The sequence below is a fragment of the Alteromonas sp. C1M14 genome, from assembly GCF_018860965.1.
Lineage (GTDB): Bacteria > Pseudomonadota > Gammaproteobacteria > Enterobacterales > Alteromonadaceae > Alteromonas.
In genome coordinates this window covers 156,755-176,961 of record NZ_JAHKQF010000002.1, presented here as the reverse complement: position 1 = coordinate 176,961, position 20,207 = coordinate 156,755, and the positions used below count along the sequence as shown (strand labels likewise).

The window sequence follows — 20,207 nt, the reverse complement described above, 5'->3', positions numbered from 1 at the left end:
GTATGTGACCTTAAAAGCCCCGTGTTGTCGGGGCTTTTTTATGTGAAAATACACCGTTTACTATTTCACACTGACATTTTGTTAGGTTAAATTTTCTTTTTTTAAAACGTTCAATTGTTGTAATAGGATGGATAGCCGTTGTGATAAATACCCCATGGTATAAGCAGTTTTGGCCTTGGTTTTTAATATTTGTTCCTGTGATAACGGTGATCATGGGCGGCGTGTTAATGTATTTTGCCACTTCCACCCAAGATAGCTTGGTGATTGATGACTATTATAAAGAAGGCAAAGCCATCAATGCGTCACTAGACAAAGAGACCAGGGCGAAAACACTCAACATTACCACAGAATTAAATGTTGACGGCGACCGCGTAGCGGTGACGTTTCATTCTGGAATCCCTGCCGATGGTTCGGCCATTCTGATCACATTTTATCATGTCACACTTGAAGCACTTGATACCTCGTTACTTCTTACCCGGGATGCTGCTGGCGTATATAGAGGCGTAGCAGAACGCCCATTAGAAGGTAAATGGCGCGTTACCTTGTCGCCATTAAATGAAGAATGGAAAATTCAAAACACATTATTGTTACCTCTTTCCCAGCCAGTTAGTTTTAATCCGTGACCCAAACTGAACATTGCTACCACTGCGGAGAAAAAAACAACCCGCAACAGGTTTACACCACGTGTGTGCTTGGTGAACCTCGCCCTATGTGCTGCCCTGGGTGCCAAGCGGTAGCCCAAGCCATCGTTGATAATGGTTTAGAAGATTATTACCGCTTTCGTACCGCGCCTGCAGCAAAAGGTGACGATGCCCTACTGTCCACCATGGCAAAGCTCGCCGTATACGACGAACCCGCTCTGCAGGAAGAATTTGTGGTGGACGACGGGGATGAAAAACAAATTGAATTAACCCTTGAAGGGATTACTTGCGCAGCATGCGGATGGTTAATTGAAAAGCAATTATCGAAAGTAAAAGGGATCCGTCAGGTCTCCGTAAATGTGGCTCAACGACGGGCTTTTGTGACATGGCTGCCTGCCCAACTAAGTTTAAGTCAAATTATGGAAACCCTACATCGCATAGGCTATCCAGCATTGCCCTTCCAACCGGATCAGCACGAAGCATCTTACAAAAAAGAAAATAAACAGTTTCTCAAAAAATTAGGGCTAGCCGGCATCATGACCATGCAGGTAATGATGCTTGCCGCCGCATTATACTTTGACTGGCTTGGCAACATGGCGGCAGAAACCCGTACTTATTTTCATTGGGTTGCCCTTACATTGACCACGCCCGTTGTCTTTTATTCCGGTAGTACCTTTTATTTAGGCGCCATGAAAGCATTGAGCGCCAAAACGGTAAATATGGATGTACCTGTATCCATCGCCATATTTGGTACCTATATGGCCGGCATAAAAGCCACTTTACTACAGCAAGGAGAGGTATATTTTGAATCTATCTGTATGTTTATCTTCTTGTTATTGCTCAGTCGCTATTTAGAACATAGAAGCCGGCATAAGGCTGCAGAAATATCGGCCAATATGATGCAATATATCCCGGTTACTGCCACCAAGGTTACGCGTAACGGTGAACAACAACAAGTACTGGCAAAATCATTACAAACTGATGATGTGGTCTCCATTAAGGCAGGAGAAACCGTGCCCATTGACGGTATCGTTATCGCCGGTAAGTCCACCATCGATGAATCCATGTTAACCGGTGAATTTAAGCCCGCCAAAAAAATAGTCGGCGACAGGGTTTACGGAGGCACGGTTAATCAAAACAGTACAATCACGGTCAAGGTCACCAACACATTAAAAAATGCCTTAGTTAACCAAATTATACGCCTTCAAAGTAAAGCCATGGCAAGTAAGCCTCGAGTCGCACAGTTAGCGGATAAACTCGCTAGCATCTTCGTTTTTGCAGTACTTCTCATTGCCGCCTCTACCTTTTTGATATGGCATTGGTTGGGTAACGAACAGGCGTTTTGGATCACCATTTCAGTACTGGTCGCCACCTGCCCTTGTGCCTTGGGACTGGCGACCCCTTCTGCCCTTACCTGTGCGATGGCTTACTTAAACCGTCGGGGCGTATTACTTAAACGGGCCGATGCGTTAGAACAATTAAGCCAAGTCGATACGGTCATATTCGATAAAACCGGCACCCTCACTGAAGGTGTCTTCGCCATATCACAAATATGGTTGGCGGCGAATGCTAAGGAGGATCACGTATTAGCCATTATGGCTTCGTTAGAAGCCTTGTCAGAACACCCCATCGCTGGCGCATTTACGCATAATACCACCCTACCGGTAAGCGACTTTACCGTACATTCTGGTGAGGGAATTACCGGCATCATCAACGGGGATGTTTATCGTGTGGGTACGGCAAATTATGCCTGTTTGGGTAAGCCCCCCACATTGCCAAAGGCAAATGTTTTTATCAGTTGCAACGGCCACTATCTGGCAGGGTTTCAGGTTGCCGATAAAATAAAAGACGATGCCCAGTGCCTTGTTAACGGGTTTAGCGATAAGCATCGGATACTGTTAAGTGGTGATATCCAAGAAAATGTGTCCCAAGTGGCACAACGACTGGGCATTAACGAGGCCGTAGGCGGTAACACCCCAAAACAAAAATATGCCTTCGTATTGCAACGCCAACAGGCCGGAAACCGCATTATGATGCTAGGAGACGGTATTAACGATGCCCCTGTACTTGCCGCTGCCGATATTGCCGTTGCTGTGGGGAACGCGACAGACGTGGCGAAAAGCGCCGCCGACGTTATCTTATTGGGCGATAAAATGGCGGCCATTCCTGAGCTATTTAAACTCGCTAAGCGTGTTAATATGACTATTAAGCAAAACATGGCCTGGGCGCTAGGCTATAACATACTGGTGCTGCCTTTCGCAGTTTCTGGCGTACTCACCCCATGGATGGCGGTTATCGGCATGAGTTTAAGCAGTATCATCGTTGTGACCAATTCAACCAAATTGCTAAAGTGAAACTTTTATGAGCATCATCTACGTTCTCATTCCTCTGGCCATTATTATTGTCGCTATCGCCATAGCCATTTTCTTTTGGGCGGTTAAGTCGAATCAATTTGATGATTTGGATCGTCAAGGCTATAGCATCTTATACGACGATGACTTACCTCCCGAAGAAAAAAAACTCGCTGAAGAACGTAAAAAGCTTAATGAATGATCTGTCTTTTCTATCCGCATTTTTAGTAGGTTTAGCCGGCGGCATTCATTGTATTGGGATGTGCGGCGGTATTGTGGTGGCATTTTCTACTGCTTCTTCAGCAAATTACCCTAAATGGAGCTATGCACTGGCCTATAACTTTGGTCGTATATCCAGTTATATTTTTGCCGGCGCCATTACCGGTACTCTGGGACAGATCGCAACCCAATGGATCCCCATCAGCGGGCCTGTACTTAGCGTGTTTAGTGGGTTTATGTTATTTGCCATGGCCTGTTACCTTGGAAATTGGTGGCATGGCTTAGTCAAATTAGAAGCCTCTGGCAAGCACTTATGGCAGTTCATCCAACCGTTTTCTAAGCGCTTTTTCCCTTTCAAGACACCACTTTACGCTGTACCCTATGGCATGGTATGGGGCTGGCTTCCTTGTGGTCTAGTGTATTCAACGCTAACTTGGGCGCTGGCTTCTGGCAGTACACGCAATGGCGCGCTTATTATGGCCGGATTTGGTCTTGGTACGTTACCTACGCTACTAGCAGCTTCAGCAGGTGCAGATTGGCTAGCAAAGGGATTAAAGCACCCCATTTTACGTCAAGTACTTGCACTCAGCCTTTTATTCTATGCAGGCTTGTTAATTTGGCGCGCGCTCTTTACACTATATTAGAATTTTCGCACTTACGGTAACCAACTATGCAAAAGCGAACGGAATTTTCGATTCACTGCCAAAACTGTAGTTTCAGTCATTTGTGTCTTCCCGTAGCCCTCAATAAAACAGAAATTGAATCGCTCGACGATATTATCGAGCGTAAAAAGCCTTTACATAAAAACGATACCCTTGTTGAAGCTGGGGATAAGTTTAAATCGCTATATGCCGTGCGTGCGGGGTCATTTAAAAGTTTTGTAACGGATCAGGACGGCGAAGAACAAATTATTAGCTTTCATTTCCCAGGAGACATCATTGGTTTTGACGGCCTGCGAGACGATGTTCATCAAAGCTATACTCAAGCCCTTGAAACCGCGATGGTATGTGAGCTTCCTTACGATACCATCGACTCTATGTCCGATCAGTTTCCTAAGCTACGTCATCAGATCATGCGATTTATGAGTGCTGAAATCAAACAAGATCATGAGATGATGATGCTGTTAAATAAGCGCACTGCCGAGGAACGTTTAATTTATTTCTTAGCCCACTTATCTGGGCGATTTGAAGAGCGAGGCTTTTCCCATCGTCAATTCAATTTAAGTATGACGCGAAATGAAATTGGTAACTATCTTGGCCTAACGGTAGAAACCATTAGCCGTTTATTAACGCGGTTCCAAAAAGAAGCCATCATAAAAGTTGACGGTAAACTGATTACAATACTTGATTTTACCGCTATGGATAACAAGCTACACGCTATGGATATTCCTACAACCTGTGTTGAGTAATCGTTAAAGTTTGATCTAAAACAATCCGCGCTTTTCCTAACCTCCTATACTGATAGTGGAAGTCAATTTACCGGCTTTTCTAAGGAGAAGCGTTATGATCACCTACAATCGAATTCTTGCCGTTGTTCACCCTGATACGACGGAACAACCAGCCTTATGCCGAGCGGTGGAAATTGCCGAAAAAACCGGCGCCGCTATTGATGCCATCTTAGTGGTGTACGACCATTCATACGATATGACAACCATGTTGACACGGGCCGAGCGAGAGGCCATGCGCGAAGCGATTCTCAAAGAAAGGGAAACATGGCTCACCACCCACTTTACTGGGTTTAAAGATGTAGACATCAACCTTAACGTGGTGTGGAGCGATACCCGGTATGAAGCCATTATCGCATTTGCCATTGAGCACGATGTGGATATTGTCATCAAAGCCACCCGTAATCACAATGATCTTGCCTCTATAATTTTTACTCCTACTGACTGGCACTTATTACGCAAATGCCCCATGCCCATACTGCTCGTTAAAGATCATAGCTGGCCAGAACACGGTAATATTGTCGCCACCGTAAATGTAGGCACTGAAGATAAAACCCACGCCTTACTTAACGACAAGGTCACCACCATAGCAAAAGACTATGCCGACCTGTTGAGCGGACAAGTTCACTTGGTGAACGCCTTCCCGTCTACGCCTTTGAATATTGCCATTGAAATTCCGGATTTTAATCCAGATACCTATTACGATTCTGTGCGCAACCATCACTTACAAAATATGGAAACCCACAGTGCTAACTTTGGTATCAGCATGACCAACTGCCATGTGATGGAAGGTGTACCGGAAAATGTGGTCAAACAGGTAACTAAAAACATCGACGCCGAACTGGTGGTCATCGGTACTGTGGGAAGAACGGGGCTATCTGCGGCTTTTATCGGTAACACCGCAGAGCAGGTTATCGACAACATAAACTGTGACGTTTTAGCCATTAAACCTGATGGCTTTGTGTCTCCTGTTCACTAAATAAATTTGCGGCCGCCACCACATGATGATGGCGGCCAGCAACCTGCTTTTGTATAATGGCGTTTTGGTTAATCGTCGTTGTTGTCTATCATCATGAATCAAACATCCCCAACTCCTTCCCCTTTGAGTCCATCGACTCACAGTGTAAGCAGTAAACAAAAATACAGTTTCAACAAATTACAGAAACGTTTGCGTCGCAACGTCGGTAAAGCCATCAGTGACTTTTCAATGATTGAAGATCAAGACAAAGTTATGGTGTGCTTGTCTGGTGGTAAAGACAGCTACACGATGTTGGATATTTTATTGTTCATGCGCAAAATTGCGCCCATACACTTTGATATTGTGGCCGTTAACCTCGATCAAAAACAACCGGGCTTCCCTGAGCACATTCTTCCCCAATACCTCCAACAATTAGGCGTCGATTATAAAATTGTCGAAGAAGACACTTACGCCATAGTTAAAGAGAAAATTCCTGAAGGCAAAACCACCTGCTCTTTATGCTCGCGGTTACGGCGCGGTATTTTGTATCGCACGGCAAAGGAGTTAGGCGCAACTAAGATAGCATTGGGTCATCATCGGGATGACATGCTAGAAACCTTGTTTTTGAATATGTTCCACGGCGGAAAGTTAAAATCGATGCCACCTAAATTGGTCAGCGACAATGGCGAACATATTGTTATTCGTCCCCTCGCCTATTGCAGCGAAAAAGATATTCAACGATACGCCGATGCCGTGAACTTCCCTATCATTCCCTGCAACTTATGTGGCTCACAGGATAATCTGCAACGACAGAACATTAAAATGATGCTACAAGACTGGAATAAACGGTATCCGGGCCGTATCGAATCTATGTTTAGGGCGATACAGAATGTGGCGCCTTCCCACCTTGCTGATAAATCCCTGTACGATTTTCATAGTATCAAAGCGCAAGGAACACCCGTTGCAGATGGCGATCTTGCCTTTGATGCCCCCGATTTTAACGCAAGCTCCGAAACCAACGACGGGTCTGCAGTACAGATTGTAAACTTAACGGAATAATACCCATGAAAATAGGTTTGGCGCTAGGTGCCGGTGCAGCGCGAGGATGGACTCACATTGGGATCATCCAAGCGTTGGAAAAACTGGGAGTGAAAATAGATATTGTAGCGGGCTGTTCCATTGGCGCGTATGTGGGGGCAGCCTACGCCAGTGGCAAACTTGAACCGTTAAAAGAATGGGCCTGTTCCCTCACTGAATGGCAAATACTTTCTCTTATGGGCGTAGGAATACGTAAAGGCGGCATTGCGAGTGGGCAAAAGGTATTTACTAAACTTGCCGAAGAATTTTGCGCCTCAACATTTGAAGAAATGCATAAGCCCTTTGCGGTAGTCGCAACGGATCTCTATTCAGGTCGTGAAGTGATGTTTAACAATGGGCCCGTAGGCAGTTGTATCCAAGCTTCTTGCGCTATCCCAGCCCTATTTAGTCCGGTGGCCCACAATGGGCGATGGTTAGTCGATGGCGCGGTGGTTAATCCGGTGCCGGTTAATTTGTGCCGACAAATGGGCGCTGATTTTGTTATTGCCGTTAATCTAAACGCCGATTTTAAGCCTCAACGCTTAGATAAACCTACGGTGGAGCATGAAAAGATCCAAAAGAAAACCGATGACTTCTTTTCTAAGGGGTCGAATATTGTAAGACAGTGGTTTTCACCTGAAGGTAAGGATGAAAAGATGGATCCGCCAGGGATCTTAAGTGTGATGAGTAGCTCACTAGAAATCCTACAAGCCAGAGTGACACGTTCCCGTCTTGCCGGCGATCCACCGGATGTCCTTATCGAGCCCCACTTGTCTGACGTAGGCTTGATGGAGTTCCACCGTGCCACAGAGCTTTGTCTTGAAGGCGAGCGCACGGTGAGTCGTTTAGCTGAAGAGATCCAATACCAGCTTGTAATTGAAAACGAAGCGTAACCCGCTGCTTATTTGCTCGCTTTTGCCGTTACCCTGATTGGCGTTAACGGCAAAGTAAGTTCATCGTGATCACTGATCCAGGCTTCAGATAATGTCAGGGTTCCCATCGTGATCGAGGGTTGTTGTTCTGTAGGTGCGGTGGTTAAATGCTTATCTTCAAACTGAAAGGATAACCCTTCCACTGACGGCATCATGAACGATAGAAAACTGCCCATAGCATTAAAAAACGCACGGTACTGCTCTAACAGAAAATTGAGATCCTGTTGGCTGTAAGCGAGCTTCAAGTACTCGGGTTTTGTCTCTAATTGTACCGACATATCACAAAGATTTGCCGCCTCAACTAAATCAACTTCCACCATTGCCTGTGCCATTTTTAATACTTTATCAGTGGGAACGGTAAATCGCCCTTCTTCTGATACCTCAAGTGGCAAGGTTTGTTTATCCGTCACAATTTGAGCGTGGTTAATTTCACACAGTCTATTTTCACCAACCCGTAAAAAACCAAATGCAAATTGTAACGCTTGAGTGTCTTCATTATCGAGTTTTTTCGTATGGCTATAAAACCGACTGTATTCCACGTGCAGCACTTCACCAAAACTGGGAAATGCGCAACAAAGGGTGACCAATATCGCAGCAGCCTTAAACACAGTTACATATACTCCTTGTTGTACCGGATCATTGCTTGCAGTTCCTCAACATACGCAATGCCCCGTTCAGAATAGTTCATCAATCCTTCGGCCAATGCCACACCAGTCACAGGAAGCTGGTTAGCACGCAGGGTGTTGCGTATGTTACGCAATTCGTTATAGGCATTGTGCCGGTTTAAATTACGCATATAGGTATAAGTTGCTTCTGAAAGGTTTGAGAACCGTGCCACTTCGTGTTCTAAACCCTCGGTACGCCGAGAAGGCACAAAGCCGCATCCTTTACTGAAACACCATAAACCAAAAAAGTTATAGCCTTCCCGTGCAAATCGGCTGGTCCCCCAAGCCGACTCATTCGCGGCTTGTGCTAACACCAATTCCACAGGCAAAATATCCACTTTTTTTAATAGCTCTTCTATTTGCGCGTTTATCGGGTCATTGGCACTCACTTTATATTCTTTTACCAACCATGCTAGCTTTTCTTGTTCATCGTCAGTTAACGCTTTACCAAGGGATATATTCCGTTGCAGCGTCTGAATGTAATGACGTAGGGATAACAAATATTCATTTTGCTTTTCTACTTCGGGTTTTAAGTAGGCAAAAAAAGCTTTTTTCTTCTCGTTAATATCAGAAATCTCAGCGAAGTCTGGAACCGGACGAGAGGCATGCTCCGTGGTCGGTGCATCCAGGATGTCAGGCTCTTTTAACGACATGATCACAGCATTAATGACAATCACCAGTAAGATTGCAATGGTGATCAATACAATTTTCACGGTTTCCCGTTTATGCATCAAACATTAGCTCCTGAGGCTTAGATAAATTATCTTGCGAAGGATGATCGTCAAATAACGCGCTATATATGATGCCCATTACTACAAAATAAAACGGCATAACGATAAGCAGGGCTAAACCAAAACTCGCAATACTTACTAAAAACAATACGAGAAAAACCCCAAAAAGAACAATGAAAGACAGCAAATATTGATTAACGGCGGTAACAGACTGCTTTAACGCTGCCAGCATACCCATGTTTTTATCGGCTATAAGCGGCAAGGTAAAGGTGGTAGCCATAAGTATGTACAAGCCGGGAATAATTAGCAGTGCAAAACCCAACTGCGTCAGTACCGATATCAGCAACTGTGCTAACGCTAACACTAATACGTGGGGGAAATAGCGAAGTACCTGAGCACTATTAATTGTGTTACCACGTATGGCATTAATCCCCATTACCGACAAGCCTGTTGTCAGAGGGGCAAAAATCAATACCGATACAATATCAATAACCACCTGTTGCTGTGGCGGCATATTGGTTAAGGCCGACACGGGAAACACGCTAACTAATAATAATGCGCCGCCGACCACGATAAAGAAAACGGCCAAGCAAGCCTGAAAAAGCGGCCAAAAGGACCGCTTTAAAACGGTAAAAGCCGTTTTAGCCAACCATGAGTAATTAAATCGACCATTAGGTTGAATGAGTTGATGACGCAACGATTTAGGCATTTGTTGATCGTGGGGGTTAAATTCGGACACAGGAACCTTTAATACTAATAAATTCCAGCTAGTATACCCTAAGACGAAGTTAGACCCTATCCCCAAGGCCGCTTTCTAAGCCGTGACATTTTGAGATCACCACACCAATTTAACCGCTAAGCCAATAAGCATGACCCCCATGGTTCTATCCAACCAGTACCCTTTTTCACCGATGAGTTTGGCGACTTTACTGGTACTGAGCAAATAGGACAAGAAACAAAACCACAAGGTGGTGGCTAGCGCCAAATACACGCCGTACCCTACCTTAATAACAAACGGGGTTTCCACATTGATGATGGCGGTAAAGAGTGACAGGAAAAACAAGGTAGCTTTAGGATTTAAACCATTGGTTAAAAAACCTACCCCTATGGCTTTAGTAGCAGAAATCCTAACCTTGTGAGAGGGCTCATTTCCTTTAGCTTGTGTGGTAGCAACGGGGGGACCGCTTCTTAATGCACCGATGGCAAGGTAAATAAGGTAGCCTGCCGCTGCGTAACTAAACGTCGTGTATAACCATGGCGTAGTCTTAATCAGCATACTTAGCCCAACCAGGGAGTAACCCACATGCAAAAATATGGCTAAGCCCACGCCGATACTTGTATACAAAGCGATTCTGCGGCCATAGGAGATGCTGTGCCTGACAATGACGGCGAAATCTGGGCCAGGACTGGCCACCGCCACTAAATGAATTAATGCAATGGTTAGAAATTCGTTAAGATAAACAGACATACACTATTCAACAGAAACTGAGAGTTCTTCCATTAAACTGTTAATGAAATTAGGTACCACTTGCGAGGCTGGCCCATGGTAGGATTCGTCAAAGAGATCACAGCGATCACTGGGCTGAAGGTTAAGTTCTACCGTACGAGCACCGCTATCTTTGGCTACCTGTACAAACCCGGCGGCAGGATAAACCTGACCAGATGTACCAATGGAAATAAATAAATCAGCTTTGGTTAAAGCAAGAATAATTTCGTCCATTTGTTGTGGCATTTCCCCAAACCACACAATATCCGGACGCAGGATCGCCGCCGGCGTACAACAAGGACAGGGGGTGGTTTCGTCAAACGCGTCATCCCATGCATGACTTTTACCTGAGCTAGTGCATCGGGCTGAAAGCAATTTACCGTGCATATGCACTACCCGTTCACTTCCCGCTCGTTCGTGTAAATCGTCCACATTTTGAGTGACTAACATAAATTGCTTGCCTAACTGACCTTCTAATTTTGCCAGCGCAGCATGGGCTGCGTTGGGGGTCACATCAGGGTGTTGTAATTGGGCGCGTCTGGCATTATAGAAGCGATACACAAGTTCAGCGTCTTTTTCGAACGCCTCCGGCGTGGCCACATCTTCTATGCGATGATTTTCCCATAACCCGTTACTATCACGGAAGGTTCTAAGGCCCGACTCTGCGGACACCCCAGCACCTGTCAATATAACGACTCGAGGCCCATTACTCATCTGTTATTCCTCCACCGGTAAATGAGGTTTAGCGCCCCATTCTGCCCACGAACCATCGTAGACTTTCACATCAACCGCGCCACATAACAAAGCCGCTACGCCAACAATACAAGCAGTAACCCCTGAACCACAACTACAGACAATGGGCTTTTGCAAATCAACGCCTACTTGGGCGAAAACCTCTTGCAACAAGGTCAGCGATTTAAATTTGCCATCATTTAATAACCATGGAAAAGGTATGTTAACGGCACCGGGAATGTGTCCGCGACGTAATCCCGGTCTGGGCTCGTCAACTTCGCCATTAAACCGCGGTGCACTTCGTGCATCAATAATTTGGGTGTCGCTTCCAAGCAGCGCGACCACATCACTTGCATTAACAAACCATGGACGATTGGATGATGTTTGTAAGTGGTATGTAGCATTGCGGGTGTGCTCGTCATGGCCGCTATGAACAACAGGACTAAACCCATGCCACGCAGGCCAGCCGCCATCTAATAAATGTGCCCGCTCATGCCCAATAGATTTTAACATCCACCACAAACGTGGGGCACTAAACATGCCACGATTATCATAAATGACCACGTCGGCCCCATTGGAAACCCCTTTACTACCTAGTAAAACGCTCATTTTTTCTGCGCTTAACATGGCGTGGGGGTTCGGATCCATGTGCTCGCTGCCCTCGGTGTCGATATTGATATCAATCGCCCCAGGGATACGCTGTTCATGCTCAATATCTTTCGCTCCCGATACGGGATCGGACATCAGCGCCCGCAATACCGTGACCGGACTATGCTCACGTTGATGCTGTAACGCTTCGGGGGAGATAAGAATTTTAGTCATAACGCTAACACTGTAGACTGCACATGGAACTCCATAAGAACAACACTATACGAACATTCACCGCAAAAATACAGCCAATTGTCTTATCAAACAAAGAAACCATGATAAAAACCAATCACCAACACAGTCACCCGTGCTCAATTAGCGTACCGAACCGAAGCGCTCTTCAAGATAATGAATAATGTCGTTGCTTTCATACATCCATGTATCTTCGCCATTTTGTGAGATACGCAAGCACGGTACTTTTGCTTTACCGCCAAGCTGTTCAAGTTCCACGCGAAACGGCGCGCCTTTTTTGGCATTGCGGGTTTCGATGGGTAAATTCAAACGGTGCATAGCACGGCGAGTTTTAATACAAAAGGGGCAAGCAAAAAACTGATATAGGGCCATGCCGCTAAGGGCTTGTTCTACGCTAGCTTGTGCTTGTGCACTACGCTGCATTTTTCTAGGACGGGTGATCAGATCAAAAAACGCAATGATACAACCTAAACCATTGCGAATAAGATTAATGATAATAGACATAGACTTCAACAACTCAGAAAAATCGGGAGCCATAGTATAAACCTATAGCAGTATAAATTTCTCGCTGATTTGAGTGTTTATCTACCGTTTTGCTGCTGATGATGTTGTAAGTACTGCTGAGCGCCTTCTTTGCCCATATACTTCCCTAACGTACGGGGATTTACTTGGGTGAGGTTGACCACAATCAAGCCGTCTAACGCATTGTTAAAGGCCGGATCAACGTTAAAACAGACGAGCTTTCCATTTAATCCAAGATACTGTTTCAACAAAATAGGTATTCCAGGGCCTTTCTCTAAACGGGACAACACTTTAGAAAACAAACTCACGTCGCCTAACGACGACAACATATCCGAACGCCAAAACATATTTTTCGGTGGCGCTAAAGGCGTCGTGGGTTGGACGAGTTTAGCCTTTTCATTATCGTAATGAGATACGGACATAACGGACGCAATTAATTGTCTTGCGATGGGGCTATAGTCATTACTAATACTGACCGGCCCAAATAAGTGGGTATATTCAGGATGTTTTGCAACATAGTGAGCGATACCTTTCCACAGCATCAACAAGGGCTGAAGATGACGTTGATAGGCTGGTGCCACCACAGAGCGCCCGACTTCAATGCTGTTTCCCATGCTTTTTACGAAGGCTGAATCGTAACTAAACAGGCTTCGTGAATACAGACCTTCAATTCCTTTTTGGCCAGTAAGGTGCGTTGTGATACCGAGTCTGTAGGCGCCCACGACCTCATGCTTGTGTTTTTGCCAAACAAATAATTGTAAGTAAGAGGCGTCGTATTCATCTACGTCACAGGCTTTACCGCTCCCTTCACCCACTTCGCGAAAACTGATTTCTCGCACTCTGCCTATTTCAGACAGTAACAGTGGTATGCGGTGAGAAGATACGCAGTAAACTTCATAATCGCCCTGCTTTAATAGTAAATCGCTGGTGTCTAACCCTTCAACTTCATCAGCTAGTTGTGTTTTATCGATGGGCGGGATCACAGGCGTGGCGTAAAACGCCTTATTCGCCTTGTTTTTATCCTGCAAGGATTCATCAGTGCCACGGGCATTAAGCAAATAGGTGTTTAGTCTCAAATAGTCCGCAATACACTTATCACTGGCCAATTTCGTAAGTTCTTTAGCATGAATAACGTCCCCCATAAAAACAGACGTAGTTATACCCGATTTATTGGTTAACTCACGGGGCAGTAACAGGGTCCGAAGTATAGGGTGCACTCTGCCTGCCTGATAAAACATACGACTGTTCATTCCCCCAATAAACACCGGCATCACGCTGGCTTGAGAATGCCTGACAAAACTACCAATAGACTTACTCCAGTCTTTATCGGTAATTTGCCCATGGGCAGATTGCCAAGAGGACACTTCACCTGCGGGAAAGACGATTAACACGCCACCGCCACTTAGGTGGCGGTGTGCTTCTTTAATTGCACGGGCATTTTTGACCCGTGAGGACCGAGTTTCAAATACGTCTACACCAATAAACAAGTCTGTGAGTTGTGGAATCCGCGCTAGCACCTCATTGGCAAGCACTTTAATATCACGACGCACTTTTCCAATTAAATTGGCCAGAATAACCCCTTCTAAGCCACCAAGAGGATGATTGGCAACCACAACTAGCGGACCTGTTTGAGGAATGTCTTCAAGGCTACCGCCGTTAAGTGAATAGTCTGTATTCAATTGCTCCAGCACTTCTTCTACAAAGGTAAAGGGCTCCCTCGAAAAAGGCTGGCTTTGATAAATGGTGTTGAGCCTAGACAAGCCTGACACCTTTTCAATGACCTTTTCGCCAATACCAAAAGGCGTCTTTCTCGGTAACTTGAATGGACTCGGGATAGCCGTCATTTACTTACCTTTACGCCCGAAACCGGCGATGAATGGGTCTTCACTTTTCAACCCCTTAATTAATAAGGTCATGCCGCTTAACCAAACCAAACAGGCCATGATGAACAAGGTGCCACCGTCTTTTCCTACAATATTTCCAGCCCCATCAAACTCTGGCATAACAATACCTAACGGGGTAAATAAGTGAAAAAAGATAGCGCCAGTGATGATGCCAACTGTCATCAGCGCCCCCACATTATGGAAGCGGCTAAATAGCAGTACCGTCGCGATTAACTCTGCGGTTCCCACCATGTAACCCCCATACACGCCAAACCAAGCGAACCCAGACCACTCACCTAGCGTATTGAAAATATGCATGGTTTCATAAGAATTCGAAAACTTAAAAATCAAGGATTGAACAAGTACAAAGGCAACGAAAATGGAAAGTACAATTTTTAACGATGGCTTTTTCATGTTTATTTACTCTGAATTTATTTAATTAAAGTGGGCCAATTAAGGTCTGCCTGAACAATATGTCGTGCTCGCGCTGCATCCCATTCAGTTTTTACGTTCTGGTTGTAGTTCAAATATAACTTTCCATCTACCACTGCCCAGTACTGTGGATCGCCAGGCGCAAAGTCATTTTTTGCAGAAACTGCCCATGCGCAATAGCCACCGTATTGGGGCATGTATCGCTCTGGATCTGCTTTAAACTTACTTAAATTCTCTGCGCTAGAAAAATACCAGTCGGCATTCTTATACTCCGTGCTCCATTCGCTGCTTCCTTTTACCGGCTTATCCCCTTCGTTAAGTGAAAAGAAAGCTACCGTATCGTAACCTCCCACCGCTTTATTACTGAAAAACCCCGTATAAATTTCATCTTCTGCCACTGCGCTAAAGGCAATTAGCGCGATAAATAAGGTGATTAATTTTTTCATTCAAATGTCCTATAGGTATTGTTCTAGCCTGAGTTCTAGTCAATCAATCAGGCCTGTTCGGTCTCGCATACAGCCAATATTTGTTTTTCGTGCTGCATATCACCGTATCGACTCGTAACCAACCCTAGGGTGTGCTCATCTATCGACTCATAATGCATCTGTTGCTCCTCATCAAAGAGCAAAACCGTGGTTATACTCACGGTTCTTGCATCCTCTCTGACCATTAGAGGAGAAAGAAATGGCGAGTGTGTATTAAAAGACCGATGAAAACGTGGACCTATTTCATTGCGAGGCAGTTTTTTAGTTAAATCATCAAAAAGCTGCTTACGATAATTATAGGCTTCATCAAAATATTTTGCGGCTGACACTAAAGGGGGCGCCACATCACCCACGGATAAATCCCGGCCATCCCACACCCAACGCTGAACCTTTGGTGAGACTGAGTCACGACACAAAAGCACCATGGAAAAAGGGGCGGTATGTTGTAATGGGTAATTGTTCAGGCGGGCCTTTGCTTCAGAATAGGACGTTACGCTGGCTAGGTGCTTAACCAATGCGCCGCGGCTGATAAGGGTACCTTCAGGTTTATCCCCTTGATAGTAGTTGAGTAAACATATGGCGATGCCGTATTCATTCACGGCTATCCAGGTGCCATTCCCTTCGGGATCTATAGGCATGGTGCATTTAACACCGTCAATTAAAAACGTTTCTGGCGCTAGGGCTTGTTGTCGAACCCGTTGCTCATCGCGACTGAAATAAATACGGATATTGCCACATTCATCCTGCTGCCAACTTAATGTACACATCTTATTGAGCCCGCCTAAAACTGGCTGTGCTCGGGGCAACGCCAAAATTGCCAGACGCTTTCACGCCCATTAATGACGCCGCAAGTTTAACCATGGCAAAATGATGGGTGGCGTGTAGCGCCACAAAACTCAACTCTCGGCCTAATGTTGAAGTAACCTCATTGATACTGGTGAGTGAAACTAAGGTTTCCAGTTCAACTTTGATAGATGCATCTAGCGTCGTCTCGTTAAGGGTAGTTAGCCAAATGAGTAGCGAATCGATTTCTCTTTTGGCTATTTCAATGTCTCTTTCGACTTTATGCCCTCGGCGACGTAGGTTGTAATCGATTTTATCTTCAGCCCGCTCTAGGGAATGAAATAAATCGAGCCAATGGCGAAAATGCTCACCGATTGAACTTTCAAAGTGAGGGCTACATAGCGCCGTATAGTCTTTCTCCGACAGATTGTTTAAAAACACAAGGCCCTGATTAAGCACCTCTTCACAACCTGCAATGATAGTTGAAACTGACGATTGATAATTCGCCTTTTTTTGTATTTGAATTGTTTTCATCACGACTCTCAAAGGCTAATCTGTAATAGGGTAATGCTGGACAAGCCGCTTTTCTTCTTGCCACGCCAAAAGCAACTGCTTGATTGAAGGGGTTTTTACACCTCGTTGCTTCTGCTTATAACCAATTTGATAAAGTAAGCGGTATTGATACATTAAGGTTGAAAAAATGTCGCTAAGGGTTGCTTCACTATCCCAAATATGAGCGGCTTCACTGCTAGCACCGTTAATCTCAAGAATATCGAAGTCCCCTCCTGTCATGAGGTTTCGAATGTCATCAAACTTGATATCTAAACGCCCATAATGGAAACCATCAAAATCCTTTAGTACGTTGTTCAGCTTTTCTTCCATGGCAGCTGTGATGTAGCCATTGCCATTTTTAAAAATAGAGCCTCGAGAATGGCTACCGGCAAAGGCTAATTGAAACTCCTCATCCTTAGGCACAATCCAATCAAGCGCAGCTTGATGCCGTGGTAGATACAAATGCGCTAATTTACCGGCTCTAGGATCCCGTTCAATAAGCCCTTGCAGTGTATCAACCCCGTTTCCTATCACACTGGCTGCATATTTGAAGGTCAACGAGATTATCCGCCCTTTTTCTTCATCTGGCTGGCGCACATAAAACACCCCGGCTTCGGCCTTATGCATTGACTTTTTTTGCAGTAGAAAACGGCTGTTAAGGGGAAAGGTATCGAGATAGGCCGCAAGATCTTCATCACTTTTGATAAGCTTAACGCCCACCCCTCGACACCCCAAATCAGGCTTTGCTACCAATGGATAGGCCAGCCCTTGCTGACTAAGCCCATGAAGAATTGATGACAAGATCTCCCCATCGTCACCCTCCACTTTGGTAACCGTATAAGAGGGTAAAATATAGGCTTTAGTGCTAGGCCCTACCGCTTCGAAAATGTCATTTTTAGACTCGCCTACCATGCCACTTAACTTGATGGCAGGGTTAGCAGAAAGGGGCAATGCCCAATCCAATCTTACAAGCCCCATTAGCAAACTTTGTAGCACAACAGGTGTATAAGCGAGCCAGGTAGGAATGAACTCAAACGGTGAAATATCCCGCTTACCAACAGCTAATTGAGGCAAGCCAGCATTAACACAGCTCTGCCCAATAACGTTTATATTACTTGGTGGCAACATGGGCCCCTCTTTTAAAATTCATTTTTAATGCTCGGTTGACTAACCACATAATGATTAGCCCACTGGCAATAAACAACGGTGCGTGTTGCTGAACAATGGAAATTGAACCCAACTGATATAACGCGCCAAAAACAACACCTGTCCACAGTGCAGTAGCCATCAATACCGCCGAGGTAAAAACCCAGAAAGGTACGTTAATAAAACCACTTAAAGAGAAACCAATGGTTCGTAATCCGGGAATGAATCGGATAATAAATAAGTGGCCGAATGCGCGATGCACTAAACGCCTTTGAATAGCCCGCGATCTTTGGTTTTTTAACAACCAAAAACGTAAGCGCCTCCCTTTACGGGCTAATTTTCCTAACCAGTAAAGCCCTAAGTCGCCAGAAGCAATCCCTAAAAATATGGCCAAGATTGCTAGCGGCATAGATAACGTATCACTTGAAGACATTGCCGCTGCAGTCACAATGGCGAGATCTTCAAGTAGGTAAGACAGTAAAATGATGCCAACGAATAGGAGCCACGTAGAGTGGGCATCTTCTAAGATCCAACGTTGAATTGACGTTGCAAACTCCATATTGGCCCTTTAAACAACATTAAAAAAATATTTCGATTCTTTATAAGATAGCAGTCAGACAATAAAAATTTCATAAAAATTTAACTTTACGCCCACCGACGCAAATGTGCCGATAAAATACATATCAGATAAGCTGATGTTATCCCCACCACGATGCTGCAACTTGAATAGGCGTAGGATCCGTTGACTGAGAAACCCAAAGGATCAGCGCTTTACGGGTGGTGTCTATTTGGGGGTTCACCGGTAAAGGTAATTGCCCGTAAAAATGCTCAGATTCGTTGCTTAAGCGTTGGTTTTCATAGCCAATAACAACAAAGTCATGGGCCAACTTTCGCCCTGCATTTTCACCATCACCGACGAAGGATTCAATGCCAAACCCCAGTAGCGCAGCATGAACAATCAATGGGGATTGAACAGGGCTTACATTGACGTTATCAAAAGATACGTCTATGGATTGGTTTGCAACCGCCCCACTAAGCTCGCCAGATAGAGGGGCAACACGCTGGGGAATGGCCTGTCCGCGAAACCATCCATTCCATCCGTTTCCGTTTAATACAAATCCGGGAGTGGCAATAATGTTGGCCTTACCGGATTGTTTGTAGTTGCTTTGTCGTTGGCTAAACGCTTTGTTGGAAAAAGGGTCTTTCCATCCTAAGTTGTCCCAATAATCTACGTGAAAATTTATCGGTACCAGCTCGGTCCATAGCTTCTTACTATCAACAAACCCTGAAATCCACTTTTCAGCAGGCGGGCAGCTACTGCAACCTTCAGAGGTGTATAACTCTAAAAATGTGGTTTGATTGGGTGTACTGGTCAATACCAAGGGTTGTTCAACGGTGTTATCCATTGTGGTGCTTGTTTTTCCTGCAGGAGCCGCGGCCCCCGCTTGGCTCACCGCCCCATTAGGGTCTGTGGTTTCCGGCTGGGCATTAATGTGCCAATCGTAATCCATATATTTAACCTTGTAGCCTGCTGGAATGGGTTGTTCAAGGTATTGATTAATGTATTGGGGCAAATCCTTCTTGTTTCCCGAACTAACAAAGTCCTCTGTATAAAAATCTAAAATTGCAGAGACATATACCCGCTTGCGTTTGTCGTCGAGATAAAAGTGTTTTTCCTTTGCAAAAAATTCGTAAGTGGCCTTTTCAAGTGCGCTATCCAAGGTGTCAGGGTAAAAAGGCTGCTGGGGTAAACGAGGACAGTCTTTTACCATACAATTGAGAGCAAAATGTACCCGGGGCTCGTTTAATGGCCGAATAATGTCATTTTCGTAGTCGTATAAATTGGTCGTTTTGCCACCAATGACAACATCACGAAACTTGAAAAAGCCAGCCCGTGAAAAGAAACTTGTAAAGCCATCAGGGATGCCTTCTTCGATCACCCCATACATGGCCAGCGCATTATAGCTATTAATGTAATAGGCCATCACCGCCTGCTTTGAAGTGAATAATTCCGGCGCTGTAGCAGGACTCACTGACCCAATAAAAGCCACCATGTTTTCCAGAGGCTGGATATCCAAAGCGAGGTGTTGAAAATCCGTCCGACCTTCGGCATCTACATAGGTGCTTAGTACGTAGGCCCAATTTTCAAGGGCTTTGTTATAAGCCTGTTGTAGCGCTACCCCATCTGCCAATTCCACGCTATCACCACGCTGAGTATTTTCAGATGCATGGCTACTTTGTGACATGGGTAAAAGGTACAAGGTTAATATAGACGCAATAATCGCAAAATAGCGACCATACTGATAAAAACAATGATTTTGCATAATT

Annotated in this window: 23 protein-coding genes; 8 read left to right on the top strand and 15 right to left on the bottom strand. The window is 45.0% G+C overall.

Annotated features, from left to right (window positions below):
• The first annotated feature begins 143 nt into the window (after positions 1-143).
• The 8 genes from KO501_RS01345 (at position 144) to rssA (ending at position 7,583) form a co-directional block, all read left to right on the top strand.
• Entirely contained in the window at positions 144-623 is a 480-nt protein-coding gene (locus tag KO501_RS01345; RefSeq protein ID WP_216028177.1) for a FixH family protein, read from the top strand.
• On the top strand, positions 620-2,995 hold the full coding sequence (locus KO501_RS01340) for a heavy metal translocating P-type ATPase (RefSeq protein ID WP_354667794.1): 2,376 nt from the start codon (positions 620-622) through the stop codon (positions 2,993-2,995). Before KO501_RS01345 ends, KO501_RS01340 begins: the two co-directional genes overlap by 4 nt.
• A 7-nt stretch (positions 2,996-3,002) precedes the next feature.
• Positions 3,003-3,194 (top strand): cbb3-type cytochrome oxidase assembly protein CcoS, encoded by a 192-nt coding sequence (gene ccoS / locus KO501_RS01335; RefSeq protein ID WP_216027843.1) that lies wholly within the window; start codon positions 3,003-3,005, stop codon positions 3,192-3,194.
• Entirely contained in the window at positions 3,187-3,855 is a 669-nt protein-coding gene (locus tag KO501_RS01330) for a sulfite exporter TauE/SafE family protein (RefSeq protein ID WP_216027842.1), read from the top strand. The genes ccoS and KO501_RS01330 overlap by 8 nt, the downstream gene beginning before the upstream one ends.
• 26 nt (positions 3,856-3,881) lie before the next feature.
• On the top strand, positions 3,882-4,619 hold the full coding sequence (gene fnr / locus KO501_RS01325) for a fumarate/nitrate reduction transcriptional regulator Fnr (protein ID WP_216027841.1): 738 nt from the start codon (positions 3,882-3,884) through the stop codon (positions 4,617-4,619).
• A 94-nt stretch (positions 4,620-4,713) separates the two neighbouring features.
• A complete protein-coding gene (uspE, locus tag KO501_RS01320) occupies positions 4,714-5,634 on the top strand; it encodes a universal stress protein UspE (protein ID WP_216027840.1) in 921 nt (306 codons plus the stop codon).
• A gap of 93 nt (positions 5,635-5,727) precedes the next feature.
• Positions 5,728-6,672 (top strand): tRNA 2-thiocytidine(32) synthetase TtcA, encoded by a 945-nt coding sequence (gene ttcA, locus KO501_RS01315; RefSeq protein ID WP_216027839.1) that lies wholly within the window; start codon positions 5,728-5,730, stop codon positions 6,670-6,672.
• A gap of 5 nt (positions 6,673-6,677) precedes the next feature.
• Positions 6,678-7,583, top strand: coding sequence for a patatin-like phospholipase RssA (rssA, locus tag KO501_RS01310; protein WP_216027838.1), 906 nt, complete (start codon positions 6,678-6,680; stop codon positions 7,581-7,583).
• 8 nt (positions 7,584-7,591) lie between these two features.
• On the opposite strand, the gene KO501_RS01305 is transcribed toward rssA, so the two are convergent.
• From KO501_RS01305 to KO501_RS01235, 15 genes are all read right to left on the bottom strand, one after another.
• Positions 7,592-8,212, bottom strand: coding sequence for a DUF2987 domain-containing protein (locus tag KO501_RS01305; protein WP_354667804.1), 621 nt, complete (start codon positions 8,210-8,212; stop codon positions 7,592-7,594).
• 20 nt (positions 8,213-8,232) lie between these two features.
• The gene (locus KO501_RS01300; RefSeq protein ID WP_216027836.1) at positions 8,233-9,018 is read right to left on the bottom strand and encodes a glucosaminidase domain-containing protein; all 786 of its coding nucleotides are present in this window, start codon (positions 9,016-9,018) and stop codon (positions 8,233-8,235) included.
• Complete coding sequence (locus tag KO501_RS01295) at positions 9,011-9,757, bottom strand: hypothetical protein (protein WP_216027835.1); 747 nt, start codon at positions 9,755-9,757, stop codon at positions 9,011-9,013. Before KO501_RS01295 ends, KO501_RS01300 begins: the two co-directional genes overlap by 8 nt.
• Before the next feature lie 96 nt (positions 9,758-9,853).
• Positions 9,854-10,486 (bottom strand): LysE family translocator, encoded by a 633-nt coding sequence (locus KO501_RS01290; protein ID WP_216027834.1) that lies wholly within the window; start codon positions 10,484-10,486, stop codon positions 9,854-9,856.
• A 3-nt stretch (positions 10,487-10,489) separates the two neighbouring features.
• Positions 10,490-11,218, bottom strand: a complete 729-nt coding sequence (gene cobB, locus KO501_RS01285) for a Sir2 family NAD+-dependent deacetylase (RefSeq protein ID WP_216027833.1) — start codon at positions 11,216-11,218, stop codon at positions 10,490-10,492.
• Positions 11,219-11,221: 3 nt separating this feature from the next.
• Positions 11,222-12,058 carry a rhodanese-like domain-containing protein gene (locus KO501_RS01280; protein ID WP_216027832.1) on the bottom strand — a complete coding sequence of 279 codons (837 nt, stop codon included), beginning with the start codon at positions 12,056-12,058 and terminating at the stop codon, positions 11,222-11,224.
• Between the two features lie 141 nt (positions 12,059-12,199).
• Positions 12,200-12,580, bottom strand: a complete 381-nt coding sequence (locus KO501_RS01275; RefSeq protein ID WP_216028176.1) for a glutathione S-transferase N-terminal domain-containing protein — start codon at positions 12,578-12,580, stop codon at positions 12,200-12,202.
• 77 nt (positions 12,581-12,657) lie between these two features.
• Positions 12,658-14,442: a GNAT family N-acyltransferase gene (locus tag KO501_RS01270; RefSeq protein WP_216027831.1), complete on the bottom strand. Its 1,785-nt coding sequence runs from the start codon at positions 14,440-14,442 to the stop codon at positions 12,658-12,660.
• A complete protein-coding gene (locus KO501_RS01265; protein ID WP_216027830.1) occupies positions 14,443-14,895 on the bottom strand; it encodes a hypothetical protein in 453 nt (150 codons plus the stop codon).
• Between the two features lie 17 nt (positions 14,896-14,912).
• Entirely contained in the window at positions 14,913-15,359 is a 447-nt protein-coding gene (locus tag KO501_RS01260; protein ID WP_216027829.1) for a YHS domain-containing (seleno)protein, read from the bottom strand.
• A 47-nt stretch (positions 15,360-15,406) separates the two neighbouring features.
• Positions 15,407-16,165: an NRDE family protein gene (locus KO501_RS01255; RefSeq protein WP_216027828.1), complete on the bottom strand. Its 759-nt coding sequence runs from the start codon at positions 16,163-16,165 to the stop codon at positions 15,407-15,409.
• 1 nt (position 16,166) lies between these two features.
• The gene (locus tag KO501_RS01250; RefSeq protein ID WP_216027827.1) at positions 16,167-16,715 is read right to left on the bottom strand and encodes a hypothetical protein; all 549 of its coding nucleotides are present in this window, start codon (positions 16,713-16,715) and stop codon (positions 16,167-16,169) included.
• 15 nt (positions 16,716-16,730) lie between these two features.
• Entirely contained in the window at positions 16,731-17,861 is a 1,131-nt protein-coding gene (locus KO501_RS01245) for a D-alanine--D-alanine ligase (protein WP_216027826.1), read from the bottom strand.
• The gene (locus tag KO501_RS01240) at positions 17,845-18,438 is read right to left on the bottom strand and encodes a VTT domain-containing protein (protein WP_216027825.1); all 594 of its coding nucleotides are present in this window, start codon (positions 18,436-18,438) and stop codon (positions 17,845-17,847) included. Before KO501_RS01240 ends, KO501_RS01245 begins: the two co-directional genes overlap by 17 nt.
• Positions 18,439-18,577: 139 nt before the next feature.
• Entirely contained in the window at positions 18,578-20,203 is a 1,626-nt protein-coding gene (locus KO501_RS01235) for a DUF1223 domain-containing protein (RefSeq protein ID WP_216027824.1), read from the bottom strand.
• Positions 20,204-20,207 lie beyond the last annotated feature (4 nt).